15 protein-coding genes are annotated in these 15899 nt (G+C 40.4%); 10 read left to right on the plus strand and 5 right to left on the minus strand.

Translation table 11 applies throughout. From position 1 onward, the window contains the following. Positions 1 to 173: 173 nt before the first annotated feature. The 4 genes from VB740_RS12580 to VB740_RS12595 form a co-directional block, all read right to left on the minus strand. Entirely contained in the window at positions 174 to 815 is a 642-nt protein-coding gene (locus VB740_RS12580; protein WP_323200337.1) for an FHA domain-containing protein, read from the minus strand. Then, positions 793 to 2925, minus strand: coding sequence for a substrate-binding domain-containing protein (locus VB740_RS12585; protein WP_323200338.1), 2133 nt, complete (start codon positions 2923 to 2925; stop codon positions 793 to 795). Before VB740_RS12585 ends, VB740_RS12580 begins: the two co-directional genes overlap by 23 nt. Positions 2926 to 3054: 129 nt before the next feature. Further along, on the minus strand, positions 3055 to 3735 hold the full coding sequence (locus VB740_RS12590) for a response regulator transcription factor (protein WP_323200339.1): 681 nt from the start codon (positions 3733 to 3735) through the stop codon (positions 3055 to 3057). A gap of 24 nt (positions 3736 to 3759) precedes the next feature. Continuing rightward, entirely contained in the window at positions 3760 to 4881 is a 1122-nt protein-coding gene (locus VB740_RS12595) for a HAMP domain-containing sensor histidine kinase (protein WP_323200340.1), read from the minus strand. Between the two features lie 696 nt (positions 4882 to 5577). On the opposite strand from VB740_RS12595, the gene VB740_RS12600 reads away from it, so the two are divergent. The 9 genes from VB740_RS12600 to VB740_RS12640 all read left to right on the plus strand — a co-directional run bounded on the left by VB740_RS12600 (position 5578) and on the right by VB740_RS12640 (position 14781). Then, a complete protein-coding gene (locus tag VB740_RS12600) occupies positions 5578 to 6417 on the plus strand; it encodes a Pvc16 family protein (protein ID WP_323200341.1) in 840 nt (279 codons plus the stop codon). A gap of 31 nt (positions 6418 to 6448) precedes the next feature. Then, positions 6449 to 8110, plus strand: a complete 1662-nt coding sequence (locus tag VB740_RS12605) for a phage tail sheath family protein (protein WP_323200342.1) — start codon at positions 6449 to 6451, stop codon at positions 8108 to 8110. Between the two features lie 157 nt (positions 8111 to 8267). Further along, on the plus strand, positions 8268 to 8723 hold the full coding sequence (locus VB740_RS12610) for a phage tail protein (protein WP_190734346.1): 456 nt from the start codon (positions 8268 to 8270) through the stop codon (positions 8721 to 8723). Between the two features lie 22 nt (positions 8724 to 8745). Next, positions 8746 to 9240, plus strand: a complete 495-nt coding sequence (locus VB740_RS12615) for a phage tail protein (RefSeq protein WP_323200343.1) — start codon at positions 8746 to 8748, stop codon at positions 9238 to 9240. A 12-nt stretch (positions 9241 to 9252) separates the two neighbouring features. After that, positions 9253 to 9600, plus strand: a complete 348-nt coding sequence (locus VB740_RS12620; protein ID WP_323200344.1) for a hypothetical protein — start codon at positions 9253 to 9255, stop codon at positions 9598 to 9600. 276 nt (positions 9601 to 9876) lie between these two features. Further along, positions 9877 to 10260 carry a phage tail assembly protein gene (locus tag VB740_RS12625; protein ID WP_323200345.1) on the plus strand — a complete coding sequence of 128 codons (384 nt, stop codon included), beginning with the start codon at positions 9877 to 9879 and terminating at the stop codon, positions 10258 to 10260. Continuing rightward, positions 10203 to 10406 (plus strand): DUF6760 family protein, encoded by a 204-nt coding sequence (locus VB740_RS12630; RefSeq protein ID WP_313931140.1) that lies wholly within the window; start codon positions 10203 to 10205, stop codon positions 10404 to 10406. Before VB740_RS12625 ends, VB740_RS12630 begins: the two co-directional genes overlap by 58 nt. Continuing rightward, complete coding sequence (locus tag VB740_RS12635) at positions 10403 to 12436, plus strand: FHA domain-containing protein (RefSeq protein ID WP_323200346.1); 2034 nt, start codon at positions 10403 to 10405, stop codon at positions 12434 to 12436. Before VB740_RS12630 ends, VB740_RS12635 begins: the two co-directional genes overlap by 4 nt. Before the next feature lie 164 nt (positions 12437 to 12600). Further along, complete coding sequence (locus tag VB740_RS12640) at positions 12601 to 14781, plus strand: CHASE2 domain-containing serine/threonine-protein kinase (protein WP_323200347.1); 2181 nt, start codon at positions 12601 to 12603, stop codon at positions 14779 to 14781. A 28-nt stretch (positions 14782 to 14809) separates the two neighbouring features. Here the strand turns inward: VB740_RS12640 and VB740_RS12645 are convergent, their stop codons facing one another. Continuing rightward, positions 14810 to 15358 (minus strand): cysteine hydrolase family protein, encoded by a 549-nt coding sequence (locus tag VB740_RS12645; protein WP_323200349.1) that lies wholly within the window; start codon positions 15356 to 15358, stop codon positions 14810 to 14812. Between the two features lie 246 nt (positions 15359 to 15604). Here VB740_RS12645 and VB740_RS12650 point away from each other — a divergent pair, with 246 nt between their 5' ends. Beyond that, positions 15605 to 15754, plus strand: a complete 150-nt coding sequence (locus tag VB740_RS12650) for a PsaJ protein (protein ID WP_323200348.1) — start codon at positions 15605 to 15607, stop codon at positions 15752 to 15754. Positions 15755 to 15899 lie beyond the last annotated feature (145 nt).

Here is a 15899-nt window from a genome sequence, read left to right on the forward strand (position 1 = left end):
TCGCGTCTCGAAAACCCACAATTTTGTACAATTAGCCCTTAACCCAAGCGTATTGGTTTCTAACGACAAGCCGCTACGCGTCTGTAGCAAAATTGAAGGGTAGTTGATCGATCAACTACCCCATGAAATTTAACAGCTTTTAACACATTTAGTGCATTAGTTAAAGCTTTTTACTACACAATATATACAGTGAAATTAACTAAATTATCCTGGCCAAATCTCAGTGAATCACCATTAAGCAGACGATATTGCATACCAGGAGTGAGAGGATTGTTGTTTATATAAATACCATTTGTACTCATATCAACAATCATGTATGCATTTTGCGACCAGTCCCAATCGACTCGCGCATGACGACGAGAAACTATTCCCTCACTGGGGATGCCGGTCAAGTCAATTTCTGGCGGCACTATTCCTGGACTCTGACTGCGGCGACCAATATAACCTCCTTCTCCAACGAGGTTAAATTCTCTCCCGGTAGTATGAATCAGCTTTAAGACTGGCGCTCTTTGAGGTGGCGGAGTGTAAACAGGCGGTGTTGGTGGATAGGAAACCCTTGGCTGATAGGTTGTTGAATAATCAACAGGAGCTTGTTGAGGAACTTGGTAGTTAGGTTGCTCTGGCGGTCGTTGATACTGAACAGGTGGTGGTTGACTAGGTTGTTGTTGAATAGGTGGTGGTTGACTAGGGGGTTGTGATGTAGGGGAAACTACATTACCCACAGGAGTAGAACACCAGGGACAAACCTTAGCATTGTTAGGCAGGGCGCGGTTAAAATATTCGCAACTGGGATTAGGGCACCGATTTGCAGGCATAAGAATTTATATCATCAGGCATAGGTTGTAAAGCTACAAGGCCTACTTTACTAAGTAAGCACTGACCCTGACGAGTGGTTAGCATCTGGGCAAATGTAGAACCACCCGGTAGGCGGGTGCTGTCTTTAGGGTACACTACAAAAATAGGGTATCCCAAAGGATAGCTTTGGAAAGTTTTGACATCAACATAATAATCATCATGTTGACACAAATCATCTGAGGGATTAATTGAACGGCGATCGCGCCTTTGAAACAAAGGTTGAATAGCTGACTTTTTACCATCTGCGATCGCTAGTGGATAGCCAGTACACTGTTTCCAAGTTTTACTGATAATGCCAAAACTGATAATACCAGTGGTTCGCCCACCTAGAGTCTCACTGCGGATCTGATTTTGGGTTTTTGTTGTATCAAATTTAGTAACTTTCGCTGTAAATAAAGCTTCATCCTGAGGGGCATTTTTGAGAACTATTTCTTGAAATTTACTGATCGCTTCTGGTTCATTTGGGGCAAAAGGTTTCACAGGCAGATTTGGAAGTTTGGGACTAATTTGCTGCCAATTGGTAATTTTACCTGTGTAAATTTGACGCAATTGCTCAAGATTTATTTGCCCACCTAGAGCATTAGCGAGATTTGAGTCTCTTTTATTAAATGCTACAAAAACAATTAATCCATCATAAGCAAATTGTTTTTTAGTAAGTTTATCTGTGATGTTGTCTCCTAAACTAGTAATTGCAAAATCTTTTTTGCTTGTTTGAACTTCTTCGATACTTTTAATTGGATTATTTACATTTGCAGACAATACAGATTCATAGGTAAATGTTGCTCTTGCATCTAGCTTTGTGGTCAATAACTCTCCTAAACGACTGTTGTCTACTGGTTGCGTCAAAACATAGCTCCATGTACTGTCTTTTTCTCCTGTGTAAGTAAATCTTCCAGAAGGAACGTTAGAAACTTCTGAGAAATTCCGCACAAGTCTAGACCATTGTATATATTGATTAGGACTAGTTATTTTCTTACCCCAAAGCCAATACCAAATTCCCCCGCCAAGTAGTAATAAAGCCAGGATTACTAGCAAAATGAAAGGCATTGGAAAACGCTTTTCTATTTTTTGAGAAGCTGACGACGATCGCGCTGAACTTTTGGCATGATCTTCTTTGGGAAGTTGCAGCAGTGCTTGACGAGCCGTTTCCGCACTCTCAAAAGGAGTTTCCAGCCCAATTAAACGATAAATAAATTGCTTTAAATGACTATCTGTATCGGGCCATTGTTGATTATCTCTAGGATCGAGAGGCTGGTTGGTTAAAAAATTAGTTGTCCGTCCTCCCCATAAATAAAAGGCTAGTAATCCTAATGATTCTAAATCTTGCTCCGGTTTGGCGGGAGCAGGTTGAGCAATAATAGGTGGAATAAATAAGTTTTCCCAGATAGCTAAATCACAAAAGTATATAGAAAACTTTTGATTATTTTCTATCTTAATTAAAGTACTATCTAGATTTATGTTGCCGTGAGTTATACCCAGTTGTGTTTGATTTGAGGGAAAACGCAGCTTTTGGGTGTGGAGAAACTGGAGAGTTTGTAAACCTTGATTTAGTACCTCCCGCACATCAGGAGATGTCATTGATCCCTTTTCTATGAGATACTTACCTAAAGTTTGAGATGACTCTACTCCTTTAGTAATTAAATAACACCGTTCTCCTTTTTCATCTGCGATCGCTTCTTGAGTTTCGACAAGACGGAAGTTTTGAATTCTACTATCGGCTAAACTCACCCCACCCACCCGTTTGAAAGTCTCTTTCCGCTTTTGAGTCTCGCTTTCATTAAAACTACGATTGGGTAGCAGGTATTCTTTGATGATTACAGGCTGTTTGTCCTTAAGTTGAATACCTGAGTATAAGCGCCCTAAACCCCGCACACCGACATAACTAGCTATTTGATAAGTACCCTGATTTCCTTTAATCTCAGCCTCCTGCGGCAAAGTTGCTGGAAAACCACATTCCAAGCAAAACTTAGCGCCCTTGATTTGCTGCGCCGTTTGGAATGGGCGATCGCAATTTAAGGGAGAATTGTATGAGCAGGGGTATTGCTGATAAAAAGATTCAAATGAAGGCATATAAGCAATTCAAAATTCAAAATGAAAAACTTTTTGTTGGCAAACATGTTGGCTACTGATTATATGCAAGTTCAATATGGAATAGCTTACAAACAGTTTTGTGAATTGCGTCTATAACTTTTGTTGCACTCAAGCATGAACTAATCCTAACTTGAGAGCAGCTACAATAGCTTGAGTCCGGCTAGTAACCTTCAATTTTTCAAAAATACTTGTGAGATGCGCCTTAACAGTTGCTACTGTTACATATAAATGTTTAGCTATTTTTTCATTAGAAGCACCTTGAGTTAACCAGTATAAAACTTCTTGCTCTCTTTCTGTTAAATGCACCTCATGACATGCTTTCACACAAGAGTCTGAGTAAGCCTGAAAAAACCGGAAAAATCTACTAGCAACTTCTGAAGGTAGATAAATTTCTGAGTTTGTAACAGTGTCAATAGCTTCACACAATTGTGTTGCCACACGATTTTTAAACACATAACCTGCGGCTCCCGCCTGCATTGCTCTAAAAATCCAGTCGTCTTCTTGATGAGCCGACAATACTAAAACCTTACCAGTGTAAGCATTTTCCTTAAGACGTGCTAGAACTGCAATCCCATCACATCCTTTTAATTGCATATCCAGCAAAATTAAATCTGGACGCTTTTGGATTGTAAACTTTAAAACCTGCTCAACAGAATCGGCATCACCAATAACTTCTACAGGTAATGCAGAATTAATACTATAAAAATTTAATAGAGTCCGTATTCCTTGACGGAAGTGTTCTTCGTCATCCACCAGTAAAACTGAAAGTTTTTTATTATCATTAATCATCTTAGTTAATTACAAAATCACGAATTAATTTATACTCCTTGGTCGAGGCAAAATTATAGAAAATTGTGCTCCACTTTCGGATAAAACTTGTGCCCAAATACTTCCTTGATGATCCAAAATAATTTTTTTCGCAATAGTTAAGCCCAGTCCTGTACCTCCTCGACGCCGGGAATAAAATGGGGTAAATATTTTTTGTAAATCTTTTTTAGATAATCCTTTTCCTTGGTCGGAAATTTTAATTAAAACTTCATCTTTAAAAATTTGCCAGCTACAAGTAATAGTTCCTAAATTAGGACTGAAATGAACAGCATTACTAAGGATATTGTCAAATACTTGTTTCATTTGCAATCTATCTATCTTGAGCGTTGTCGATGTATCGGGAATTGATATTTTAATTTTTTTCTCATTAATTAGAGGTTGTAAGTTTTTGATACTTTCAACTACCAAACTTCTTAAATCTTGAAAATCTACTCTTAATTTTGCACCTTGTCCACAATCAATAAGATCATTTAAATTAGTATCTAAATCTTGTATGCTTTCGCCGATGATTGTTGCTTGCTCTTGCCAAGGACTATTCTCTAACCCTAAACATAAATTATGTGCATACAATCCTATTAACCCTAAAGAGTTACGCAATTGATGTCCTATTCGATGTAGGATATCTTCCAGTAGTTGAATTTCAGTTTTTTGTCTTCCATAGTCCAAGTAAATATCTACATACTTACTCAGGAGCATAGCAGAGCGTTTTAGGTACAATTGCAAACTCTCTGAGAGAGGTTCATGAGTAATGATTTGAATGTATTCAGGTTTTTGATTTCTATAGGCTATGGGGCAAATATAAGAAATGGATGAAAAGCCCTTGAGTTTAAATTCATGTACAGTCAAAGCAGGTGGAAAATCTGTAAGCCATACTTCTGACTGCAAATAAGCTAAAGTTTTTGGGGAAAAAGGAGCTTGGTATTGACCATAACGTATAACTTCCTGATGATTCTTCAGCAAGCAATCATGATAGACAATACGAGCAAAAAAAATTGGATACTGACTAGTTAGCTGCTCAGACTCTAGCTGACAAAAGCTTTGGATGTCTGAGGAACTCAAATTATTTGAGCCATTCTCTAGTTTTTGTACAGAAAAGCCTAGTGTCATAGCTTCACTCGCTTTTTGCAACCAAATGTTTTTACTCTTCTGCTGATCACTATAAAATTATGTAGTGTCAGCAATGTTTATTTTTTTGTTAAGTTATCTTGTTAGATAATTCATCCAAATAATTATTAAGTTTATATTCACAGTTCCTTATCAATTTTCTCCATATATAGGTATTTAGTAGTTTTGATTCGTAACACTTCGATAAAACTTGTAGGTATAGATGTCTCGCCAGTCCTATCTAGTAGTCTGTCCAAGTAACAATGCTCAGTGAGACACTTCTTAAACATCTCTTTTTTTCTCCCACTCTGTGACTTCTGTAGTTTTTTCCTTTATCCTTTAAAGTTAGCTTGGTCGACGCGACGCTCTAGGGCGAGCTTTTCAGCCCACCTCACAAGAAAAAATGTAGTGCGTCCAATTAAGAACTGCTCCAGACTAATCTACAAACTGAAGTTGCTACTTTTCGGATTTTTGAAAATCTAATATCTTCCAGCCCTCTCAATAATTATTCTGGGGAATGGGGAATGGGGAATGGGGAATGGGGAATAGGGAATAGGGAAAAGCAATGCCCAATGCCCCATGCCCAATGCCCAATGCCCAATCCCCCATCCCAAAATATCGACAAAAGTCTAATTAACTTTATAAGGCTGATACAGATACTGTAGATGCATCTGGATTAGCTACCAGCACAACACCTTCATGCTTATCTTCGTTCTTCAAACTTTAGCCGAAATTCTAGCTGGAGGAACCTCACTTACCAGTACGGAGCAAATTGACTTTAGCCATCCTGGTAATAGAAGGGAAGAGGGAGCAGGCCCGACTCTCAATTTATACATTTATGATATTCGTGAGAGTAAGCAGATACAACATTCTGGCAGGCAAGTTGAACGCAAGCTAACACGCGCTCTACAACCTGCCAGTGTAAATTGGGCACCCGCTTGGTTTGATGTTTCGCTGCTATTAACAGCCTGGGATAGAACAGCTTTAGGTGAGCATCACTTTATGAGTGAGGCGTTGACTGTGCTGTTGCGCCATCGCACCTTGGAAGAGGAGTTTTTGGTTCCTGAATTACGGGGCTATGGTAATTTGAACATGACAGTTGCTCTAGAGCCGCCAATTGAGATTGGCTCTTTATGGAGCGCTCTGAGTGTGCCATTGCGTTCAGCCTTATATTTGACAATTACAATACCCTTCGAGCCACAACCTACTTCAGTACCTTTGGTTTGGGAGCGAATTTTCAATCTACGAAATCAATTGTCTCGTGATGGTGATAGTTTAGTTCTAACTAGGCGAGTTGCGATCGCAGGTATTGTCAAAAGTGCGGTGACAAATCTGCCGTTGGTAGCGACAGAAGTGGCTGTGAGGGGAACCGAAAAGTCTCTATTAACCACTAAAGAAGGGCTGTTCTTCTTTGAAGACCTTCATTTAGGTAATTATGTTTTGACTCTGAATCATCCTGGCTATTTACCCCAAAACGTCAATGCGTTGGTAGATAGCCAAAGTCATACTTTCAAAGAAATATTTCTAACTCCTGAATAATTTAGATTTTTACTGACTTGGAGAGACTTTCATGGCTAGACTTGATTACTTTGCTCCCGGTGTCTATATTGAAGAAGTTGACCGAGGTAGCCGACCAATTGAAGGTGTTAGCACGGCAGTTGCCGGATTTGTAGGCTTTACAGAAGATGTTCGCGGTGGGGCTGAGTTATACAAGCCCATGCTTGTAACCACTTGGACACAATATCTCAACTACTTTGCCCGTCCTAACTCTGATGGGTTCACCGACTTCAACGCCTATTTACCCTTTTCAGTCTACGGCTACTTTATGAATGGCGGCGGTCGCTGCTGGGTAACAAGCATTGGCACTCAGTTACCAGGCGCACCCAAACCTGCGACTCCAGAACCGGCTACCCTCAGAATCAACTCTAGAGGTAATCGTCCAGCCCTGCGCTTTACTTTGCGTCCCGAACAAGCAGCAGGCGGATTAGTAAATATCATAATTATTGATGGTTCGCCCCGTGCCTTACCCGAAGGTACTGAAGGAGAAGCGCCTCCAAATACGGGTGAATATTTCACCATTCAAATTCGTCGGGGAGATGAGCTTCTAGAGCAATACGAAAACTTGAGCATGAACCGCGACCCTAATGCTCAAGTCGCAACTTATGCCCTGTCGGCATTGAGAAATTCCATGTATGTCACTGTAGAAGACATAACTCAAAGCGGACAGCCTTTAGCTCGTCGTCCCGTGAATGGTCAATATGAACTAGCACCGCCCATTGTTGCCACCCCACCCGATAGATTTTCACAAAATTTAGAAGGGGTTCGAGACGATCGCACCGGGGTACGCGGTATCTTTGAAGTTGATGAAATCACAATGCTGGCCTGTCCTGATGTGATGCGGGCTTATCAAGAGCAAGTGCTGAATTTGGATCAAGTCCACGGCATCATCGAGTTGATGATTAGTATGTGCGAGGGTTCTGCCAGTGGCGATATTCCCAACCCGCCCAACCGCATGGTTGTACTTGATGCGCCACCAGAAGCCGTCAAACCGCAACAAGTCGTAGAGTGGTTGAACAGATTTAACCGTCGTTCGATGTTTGCGGCCCTTTATTATCCTTGGATTAAAGTACCTAATCCACGCGATCGCGGTAATCCAATTTTAGTACCTCCTTGCGGTCATGTGATGGGTGTTTGGGCCCGCACTGACGAAACCAGAGGAGTTTATAAAGCCCCTGCAAATGAAGTTCCTAGAGGCGTAATTGGTTTGGGCTATGACACGAACTTCCGCGAACAAGAACTATTAAACCCACTTGGGATAAATTGTATTCGCAGCTTTCCAAATCGAGGTATCCGCATTTGGGGCGCACGCACTCTCGTTGAGCCAGATAAAACAGAGTGGCGTTACATCAGTGTGCGTAGACTAATTAGCTATATCGAAAAATCCCTAGAACTGGGGACTCAATGGGTAGTTTTTGAACCTAACGACCAAGATTTATGGGCACGTGTAACCCGCACCGTCAGTAACTTCTTAGAGCGCATCTGGCGTGAAGGTGCTTTGTTTGGCGCATCTCCAGCACAAGCATTTTATGTCAAGTGCGACGAAGAATTAAACCCACCAGAAACCAGAATTTTAGGACGTTTATACATTGAAGTCGGTGTTTGCCCAGTCAGACCCGCTGAATTTGTTGTTTTCCGTATCAGCCAATGGAATGGCATTGAAGACAGCGAATAGGGCAATTCAATTTTGGATTTTGGATTGCGGATAGCGCAGCGTTAGCGAGTCTGCGAGCGTCTTTTGGATTAAATTTCAATCTAAAATCCAAAATCTAAAATCTAAAATTCTTGTTCCCCATTCCCCAAATTAACCACACACAAAGGAGTCCAAAAGTATGGCAGGCGAATTTTTAACCTCTTGTAAATTTTACTTCGAGGCTGATGGAATTACCGATAAATTCATCAAAGAAATTAGTGGATTAGGCGTTGAGAATACCCCAGCGCAAGAAGTTCACGGTTCATCTAAGGGCGCTAAACTAATGCGTCAAGCTACACCAACTGTTGTTAAATTTACTAACATTACAGTAAAAGTCATCGCCACTGATGATATAGACCTTTATAAATGGTATCAAGACTGTAACGAAGATATGGGTGACCCTCGGAAGTGGTCACAGAATCGTAAGACTGGTTCAGTGGTTGCTTACGACCAACAAGGCTCTGAAAAAGCACGGTGGAACATTGTTAATTGTTATCCCTGTAAATACACCGGCCCTACCTTAAGTGCCTCTGGTGGTGATATGGCGAATGAAACCATTGAATTGGTTCATGAAGGAATTAAACGGATCAAATAATTAGCATTTGCAGTAATTAACAGTGGTACAATCCGCAAGCCGAATTCCAGAAGTTCTTACAGCCCATCGGTTCTATTTAGAACTGACACTAGAAGGTCAAAACGATGCCAATTGTTTCTTTTTGGAGTGTCAAGGCTTCAAAAGAACACAAGAGGTAATTGAAATTTCTGAAGTTACCTCTCAAACCTGGGGTACAAAAGGGCAGTCAAAAGGTCAGGTGGTGAGAACTAAACTTCCTAGCAATCCCAAGAGTGGTAATCTCACCCTGCGTAGAGGTACCACCAACTCTATGGATTTTTGGAAGTGGTTTGAAAAAGTCGAAAAGGGTAATTGGTCTGAGCAACGTAGACTTGTTGCTTTATCTATTTATAATCAGGCAAATCAAGAAGTAGCTAGATTTGAATTAGCCGGTGCTTGGCCTGCAAGTTACAAAATTGCCGATGTCAACGCCCGCAGCCATGACATTGAAATTGAAGAAGTGGAGGTTGCTTTTGAGGAATTTAAACGCGTGAAGTAATTTAGGAGGAGTATGTTTCCCACAGAGTTTGAATTTACACTGCCTAAGGGGTATCTAGACTCTGAAGGCAACCTCCACCGCAAAGGCGTAATGCGGTTATCAACGGCAATAGACGAGATTGCACCCTTGCGCGATCCACGCGTTAAAGCGAATCCCGTTTATGCCACAATTATTATCTTGGCGCGAGTGATTACCCACTTGGGTGCATTATCGGAAGTGACTCCTGCAATAGTGGAAAACTTTTTTGCCCAAGATTTAAATTACCTCCAAGATTTTTATCGGCGAATCAATGGATTGGAGAGCGAAACTTCCATACCAGAGGATACAGTAAATTCTCCCGAAGCACTTCTTCATAATTGAGTTGGGCATGGGGCATGGGGCATTGGGCATTGGGAGTGGGGAGCAGCGGGCAGGAGAGCAGAGAGCAAAGACTCATTAACGGAGTTAAAAGTCTCATTAATGGAGTTAAAAGCCTCATTAATGGAGTTAAAAGACTCATTAATGGAGCTAAAAGACTCATTAATGGAGCTAAAAGACTCATCCCCTATTCTCAATGCCCAATGCCCAATGCCCAATGCCCAATGACCAATACCCAATACCCAATGCCCAATGCCCAATGCCCAAATTCAATAACCTATGCGCCGTAAGAAGGATACTCTCTGCACAGAATTTACCTTTACTCTTCCTAGAGGGTTGAGTGATAGTAAACAGCGAATACATCGTCATGGGGTGATGCGTTTAGCCACCGCTAAAGATGAAATTTTGGTGCAACAAGAGCGCAGAGTTCAAGAAAATCCAGCTTACGGCGTGTTGGTTATGCTTGCACGGGTTATCACTCGCTTAGGTAGTTTCAACTCTGTTAGCCCTGATTTACTTGAAGGACTGCTCTTACATGACATTGCCTATCTTCGAGAATTTTACAATCGGATCAATCAACAAGGTAATGTACACATTCCGACAGAATGTCCCCACTGCAATACTCAATTTTCAGTGGAGCTAGAACTAGCGGGGGAGTCGTAAGCTACCCCTCTGATACTTTGTATGAGGAGGTAGCATTTATTGCTTATCATTTCCACTGGTCACAAGATGATATTTTAAATTTAGAACACACTACCCGTCAGCGCTGGGTGGCAGAAATCAATAAAATTAACCAAAAATTAATATGAAAGTAAAAGTTAGCTACTCACCAAATCTAAGTGAAGTCAATGAAGTTGACCTTACGGTAGAAACTACAACGAGAGGAGAATGGTTAATAGGTCGTTCTCCTGATTCTGATTTACTCCTAGACAGCCCTGATATTAGTCGGGTACATGCTAAGTTTTTTGTTAAAGGTGGAAATTACTACTTTTCTGATCTTGGTAGTAGAAATGGCTCAATATTTAATGGGAAACAAGCTGAAAAAGATCGACCATATTCTTTGAGCGATGGAGACATTATCAGGATTGCAGATTACGTTTTGATCTTGGAAGCAGTTACTCCCGCCTATGAGCAACCAGAGACAGTCTTTAGAATTATAGATCCTTCACTGTTTTCTCGGCCGCGATCGCCTGAAAATGTCAGCAGTTCCAACGTTGCTAATCCAGTACCAGAGGTAGTCAACGAAGTTTCAGCGCCAATTAGTCAAGAAGTAGAAACACCTGAACTTAATGTTGTTTCACTAGATACCAGCGAAATCTCTGAAGTTTTTACTCAACCTGATGATGTCATCTCGGTGGTTGAAGTAATCACCCCTGAAAACATCATTCCGTCACCAGAAGCAGTTAGCGAATCTCCACACGATGTTCGTGATGAAGTTGAAGATTTGCATACATCAGTTGCAGCAGAAGTTAGCCCAAATGTTGACGAACTAGAAGTTTCAGAAGCCAGCGAAGCCTCAGAAGTTTCTTTGATTGAGCCTGATGACGCCATAGCCGCACCTGAGAACATCGTTGAAACTCGTGAAGAGGAAAGCGTTCTTCCAGAACCTACTCACGATGAGGGTGGAGACTTTGAAGCAGCACTAGCAACAGAATCTACCTTCGTACAGCAACGTGATATAAGTGCCATTCCCAAATCTACCTCTGATGAGGATGCAGAGTTTGAAGCAGCACTAGAAGCAGAAGTCACCTTCGTACAGCCGCGTGATATTTTCAACGAAATTCCTGCACAGAGTGCCATTCCCGAATCTACCTCTGATGAGGATGCAGAATTTGAAGCAGCGCTAGAAGCAGAAGTCACCTTCGTGCAGCCGCGTGATATTTTCCATCAGGTATCTGAGGAGGAGAGTATCGTTCCCGAAGCTACTCATAATGAAAATAAAGTAGTGGATTTAGATACACCAATCGCTGAAGAAGTGAGTGAAAATTTTGGCGAATTGGTAAATGAAGTTCCTGAAAATAAAGATATTCATCAGCAAGAAACATTGAGCCAAGTTACACAGAATGTCAGTGATGAAGCGGTAGATTTAGATACGCCATTTACAGCAGAAGACAGCGCAGATGTTGACGAAGTAGAACCTAGTTTGGCTGTTGATGAAACAGAAAGCGAAGTTTCTGAAGCATTGACAGAGCCTGATAATATTGGTGGGGAAGTTTTCAGCAATCAGTACATTGATGATTTGAGTAATAGAACTACAGAAGAAGTCAGTGTAGATGATGATATGGTTCCAGTAAGTGAAGTCTCTGATTTAGCTGATATTCAAACTTTAGAAACAACAGAGAGTGAAGCTACTGAGGACAGCAGTCAAACTATTGAAGAGGTTTCTGAAGTAGAAGCAACTCAATCTGATGAAACTTCAGAAGAAGCAAATGTAAGTGAGCCTCCTCAAGTGATTATTGAAAGAAACATAGTACTCATCGCTCATGAAAGCAAAAAATCAGAACTTGCTGAATTTGTTTCTCAGCATCAGGAATTTTTCTCACAGAGCTTTACAATCACCTGGCCATCTATTAGCGAAGTCTTACAACAACAAGCAGGGATAACTATTAGTCAGCAAACCCCTGCACCAACTTCTGGGGGATTTCAAACAATTGCTTCATTGGTTGGAGCCGGTGAAATTTTAGCAGTTATTTTTCTGAGAGATTTGCTGCAACCTCAGCCTGGTCAAGCAAATGAAGAAGCACTGATAAGATTATGCACTATTAATCAAGTTTTACTGGCAACTAATTTGCCAACAGCAGAGGCAATTGTGCATTATCTGAAACCGATAGTAGACTAGGACTAAATTATTCACGAACAACAAGATCCCCGACTTCTTAAAGAAGTCGGGGATCTTGATATTTCGTTACTTTTTTTAAAAGCTGCAAATTGCGTAGAATAATTTCAATGATGAAAATTAGCATAAAAAATATGTATATTTTAAAATAAAACTTATTTAGAGAAATGCTTGCAAAATTAAAAAGTTTATTTAGACAACCAGTTATTCTTTCAAGTGCGATCGCTACAATTTTACTAGTAGGCATTCAAAAACTTGGGGTTTTCGAGCCTTTAGAAATGAAGGTCTACGACCAAATGATGCAACTACGTGGCGACCCAGGCCCAGACTCTCGTCTATTGATTGTTGCTTTAACTGAAAAAGATATTCAAAAATGGAATTGGCCCCTGTCTGGTGAACTTCTAGACCAGGTATTAGGCAAACTTGAAGAATATGAACCGCGAGCCATTGGTCTAGATATTTTTCGTGATTTACCAGTACAGCCTGGTCATGAAAAGCTACTGCAACGCCTACAACAGAGCGATATCATCATTCCTATCTGCAAACATTCTAGTTCTAATAATCCGGGAATAGCACCTCCGCAAGGAGTTGAAGCAGAGCGAGTAGGATTTAATGATGTTGTAGAAGATACTGATGCTACAATTCGTCGCAACCTATTATTGGTAAGTGCAGAAGAGTCCGATTCTTGTCAAAGTACTTATTCTTTTAGCTTACAACTAGCACTCAAATACTTAGAAGTTGGAGGCATCCAACCAGAATTTACCCCAAAAAAAGAACTACAACTACGAGATACCGTATTTAAACCCCTACAAAGTAACGCTGGCGGTTATCAGAAAGCGGATACAAATGGCTACCAAATTCTGCTTAACTACCGTTCGGGTCATCAGGTCGCCCAGCAGGTAACTATTACAGAAGTACTTGCAAATCAAGTTAAACCAGATTTGGTGAAAGACCGCATCGTTTTAATTGGTTCAACAGCCAATAGTTTAAATGATATTTTCAATACGCCATTTGCTAGTGGTAAGTCAGATAATTCCGGTAAAATGGCAGGAATTGAAATTCATGCTCACAGCGTTAGTCAAATTCTCAGTACTGTTCTTAACAAACAGCCTCTGTTTTGGTTTCTGCCTGAATGGGGTAAAGTCTTTTGGATATGGGGATGGACTGTAGTTGGTGGGTTGCTAGTATCGCGGATTCAACATCCACTAGGCTTAGGATTGGCAGGAGCAACAGCGCTTGCAGTGTTATTTGGAGGCAATTTTGTCATTTTTACCCAAGCTAAATGGTTTCCAGTAGTACCTCCAGCGCTGGGTTTAGTATTTACCGCCGGGAGTGTCCTTGCCTATAGTGCTTATCAAACCAAGCAAGAGCAACAAGAAATTACCCAACGGGTTCAAGAACACCAACAATTAATTGTAGAATTGCAAGGTCTTTTACGGCAACGCGGCGATGCCTTAAATGAAGCGCCAACGGTAATTATTGATTCTATTGGACAAAAAATTGCACTAGGAACCCTACTAAACAACCGCTACAAAATTACTCAACCCTTGGGTTCAGGAGGATTTAGCAATACTTATTTGGCTGACGATATCCAGCGTCCTGGTAATCCGCAGTGTGTGGTTAAGCAGTTGCTACCTCCCCGCCAAGATGCAGAATATTTAAATGTTGTCAGACGCTTATTCAAAGCTGAAGCAGAAATTTTAGAAACTTTGGGTAAGCACCCACAAATTCCCCAACTGCTAGCTTTTTTTGAAGAAAATCGGCAATTTTCTTTAGTGCAAGAGTTTGTTCGAGGGCACGCTATGGACAAAGAACTAACCTCTGGGAAGCGACTAAAACAAGCTGAAGTTGTGGAGATACTCAAAGAAGTTTTACATGTACTGGTTTTTGTTCACAGTTATAATGTAATCCATCGAGATATCAAACCTAGTAACTTGATTAGGCGAGAATCAGATCAGCACATCGTTTTAATTGACTTTGGTGCTGTTAAGCAAATTCATCCTCAGCAGCAAGAAGCTCAGACCATTTCAATTGGTACTCCTAATTATGCACCTTCTGAACAAATGAGCGGGTTGCCAAAACTCAACAGCGATATTTATGCGTTGGGAATTATGGGAATACAAGGTTTAACTGGTGTAGATCCCAGAGAATTTTGCAGAGACACAAATACTGGTGAAATAATTATCCAAATTGAAGTTGATTCCAATCAACATATTTGGCAACATTGGCGCGAGCTAACTGACGCTACAGACGAGTTAGTTATTATTTTAAATAAAATGGTACATTTCGATTTTACTCAACGATATCAGTCAGCCACAGAGGTACTCAAAACTCTAGAAAATACCTAGTATTATGTCTGATCAACTATCCAAAAATTTACAGTTCGACTTCCTTCGTATTTTTAAGATTATTAATCCATTTAGAGGTATCTATTACCTTACTAATAAAAGTATTTTGTGACACTAAAGTTGCCCTATGGAGTTCTTCATCAGTAGCAATGCCGGCATTATTTGTGAAGGCAAGGGTTCCTGTAGCATCAGAAAGAAACTCTACAGAAAAACCTAAATGTGAGGCTTGTCTAGCGGTTGTATCACAGCAAATTTGAGTCATGTATCCAGAGATGACCACAGTATCAATATTCCTCTCTTTAAGCCAAGTCTCTAACTCAGTTTCTGTAAAACTCCCTGGCAAACTTTTTTCAATCAGTAGACCATATGGACGTTTGATAATTTCAGGATGAAGCTCCCATTCTGGGCTTCCCTTCCTAAACATGGCGGAGTTTTCTGCTAGCTGTGTATGTCTGACGATAACCACAGGTATACCTCGCTCATTAGCAATATTCATCACTTGAAGAATTTTATCTAGGCTTCCTGATGGATAAGTTATTGGCAGTTTCCCAGTGAAGTATTCATTTTGTACATCGATTACTAAATTCTATAGAATTACTACTAGTTATATATATTTTTTTGTATTTTATCTTACTAATTAAATTAATATTTATCCAGTCTTTGGTTAGAAGTGAAATGAAGTATTAGTTATTATTATTTAATTGTAAGAACAAATTGGACTTGTGATTCTATAAGAGAGTTTCCAAACGCAATGCAGACAAATAAATTCTCATTTAGTCGCACTAGTTCAACTTACATTCAGTAATTATTTACAGAGTGCTATATGCAGAAACCAAACGACCAAAAAGGCTCTTTTATTAAGTACCTTTCCCTTGCTCCTGTTCTTGCCGTTATTTCAATATCAGTTGCCTTCTCTACCTGGGCGATTTTTAATTATTTTTTACCCGATCTTCTTTTCCATCCTATGCCATGAGCAGTGATGATGATATAAAAGCGTTATCATCACTATTTCATTGTCAGTAATATTGTTGTTGACAACTAAAAAGCGCCCTCCCAAATTGGAAGAGCGCTTTATTATTTAGTTAATGCTTCAGAATTAACCGTTGATAGCAGGAGCG

It is taken from the genome of Nostoc sp. UHCC 0251 (assembly GCF_034932245.1).
Lineage (GTDB): Bacteria > Cyanobacteriota > Cyanobacteriia > Cyanobacteriales > Nostocaceae > Nostoc.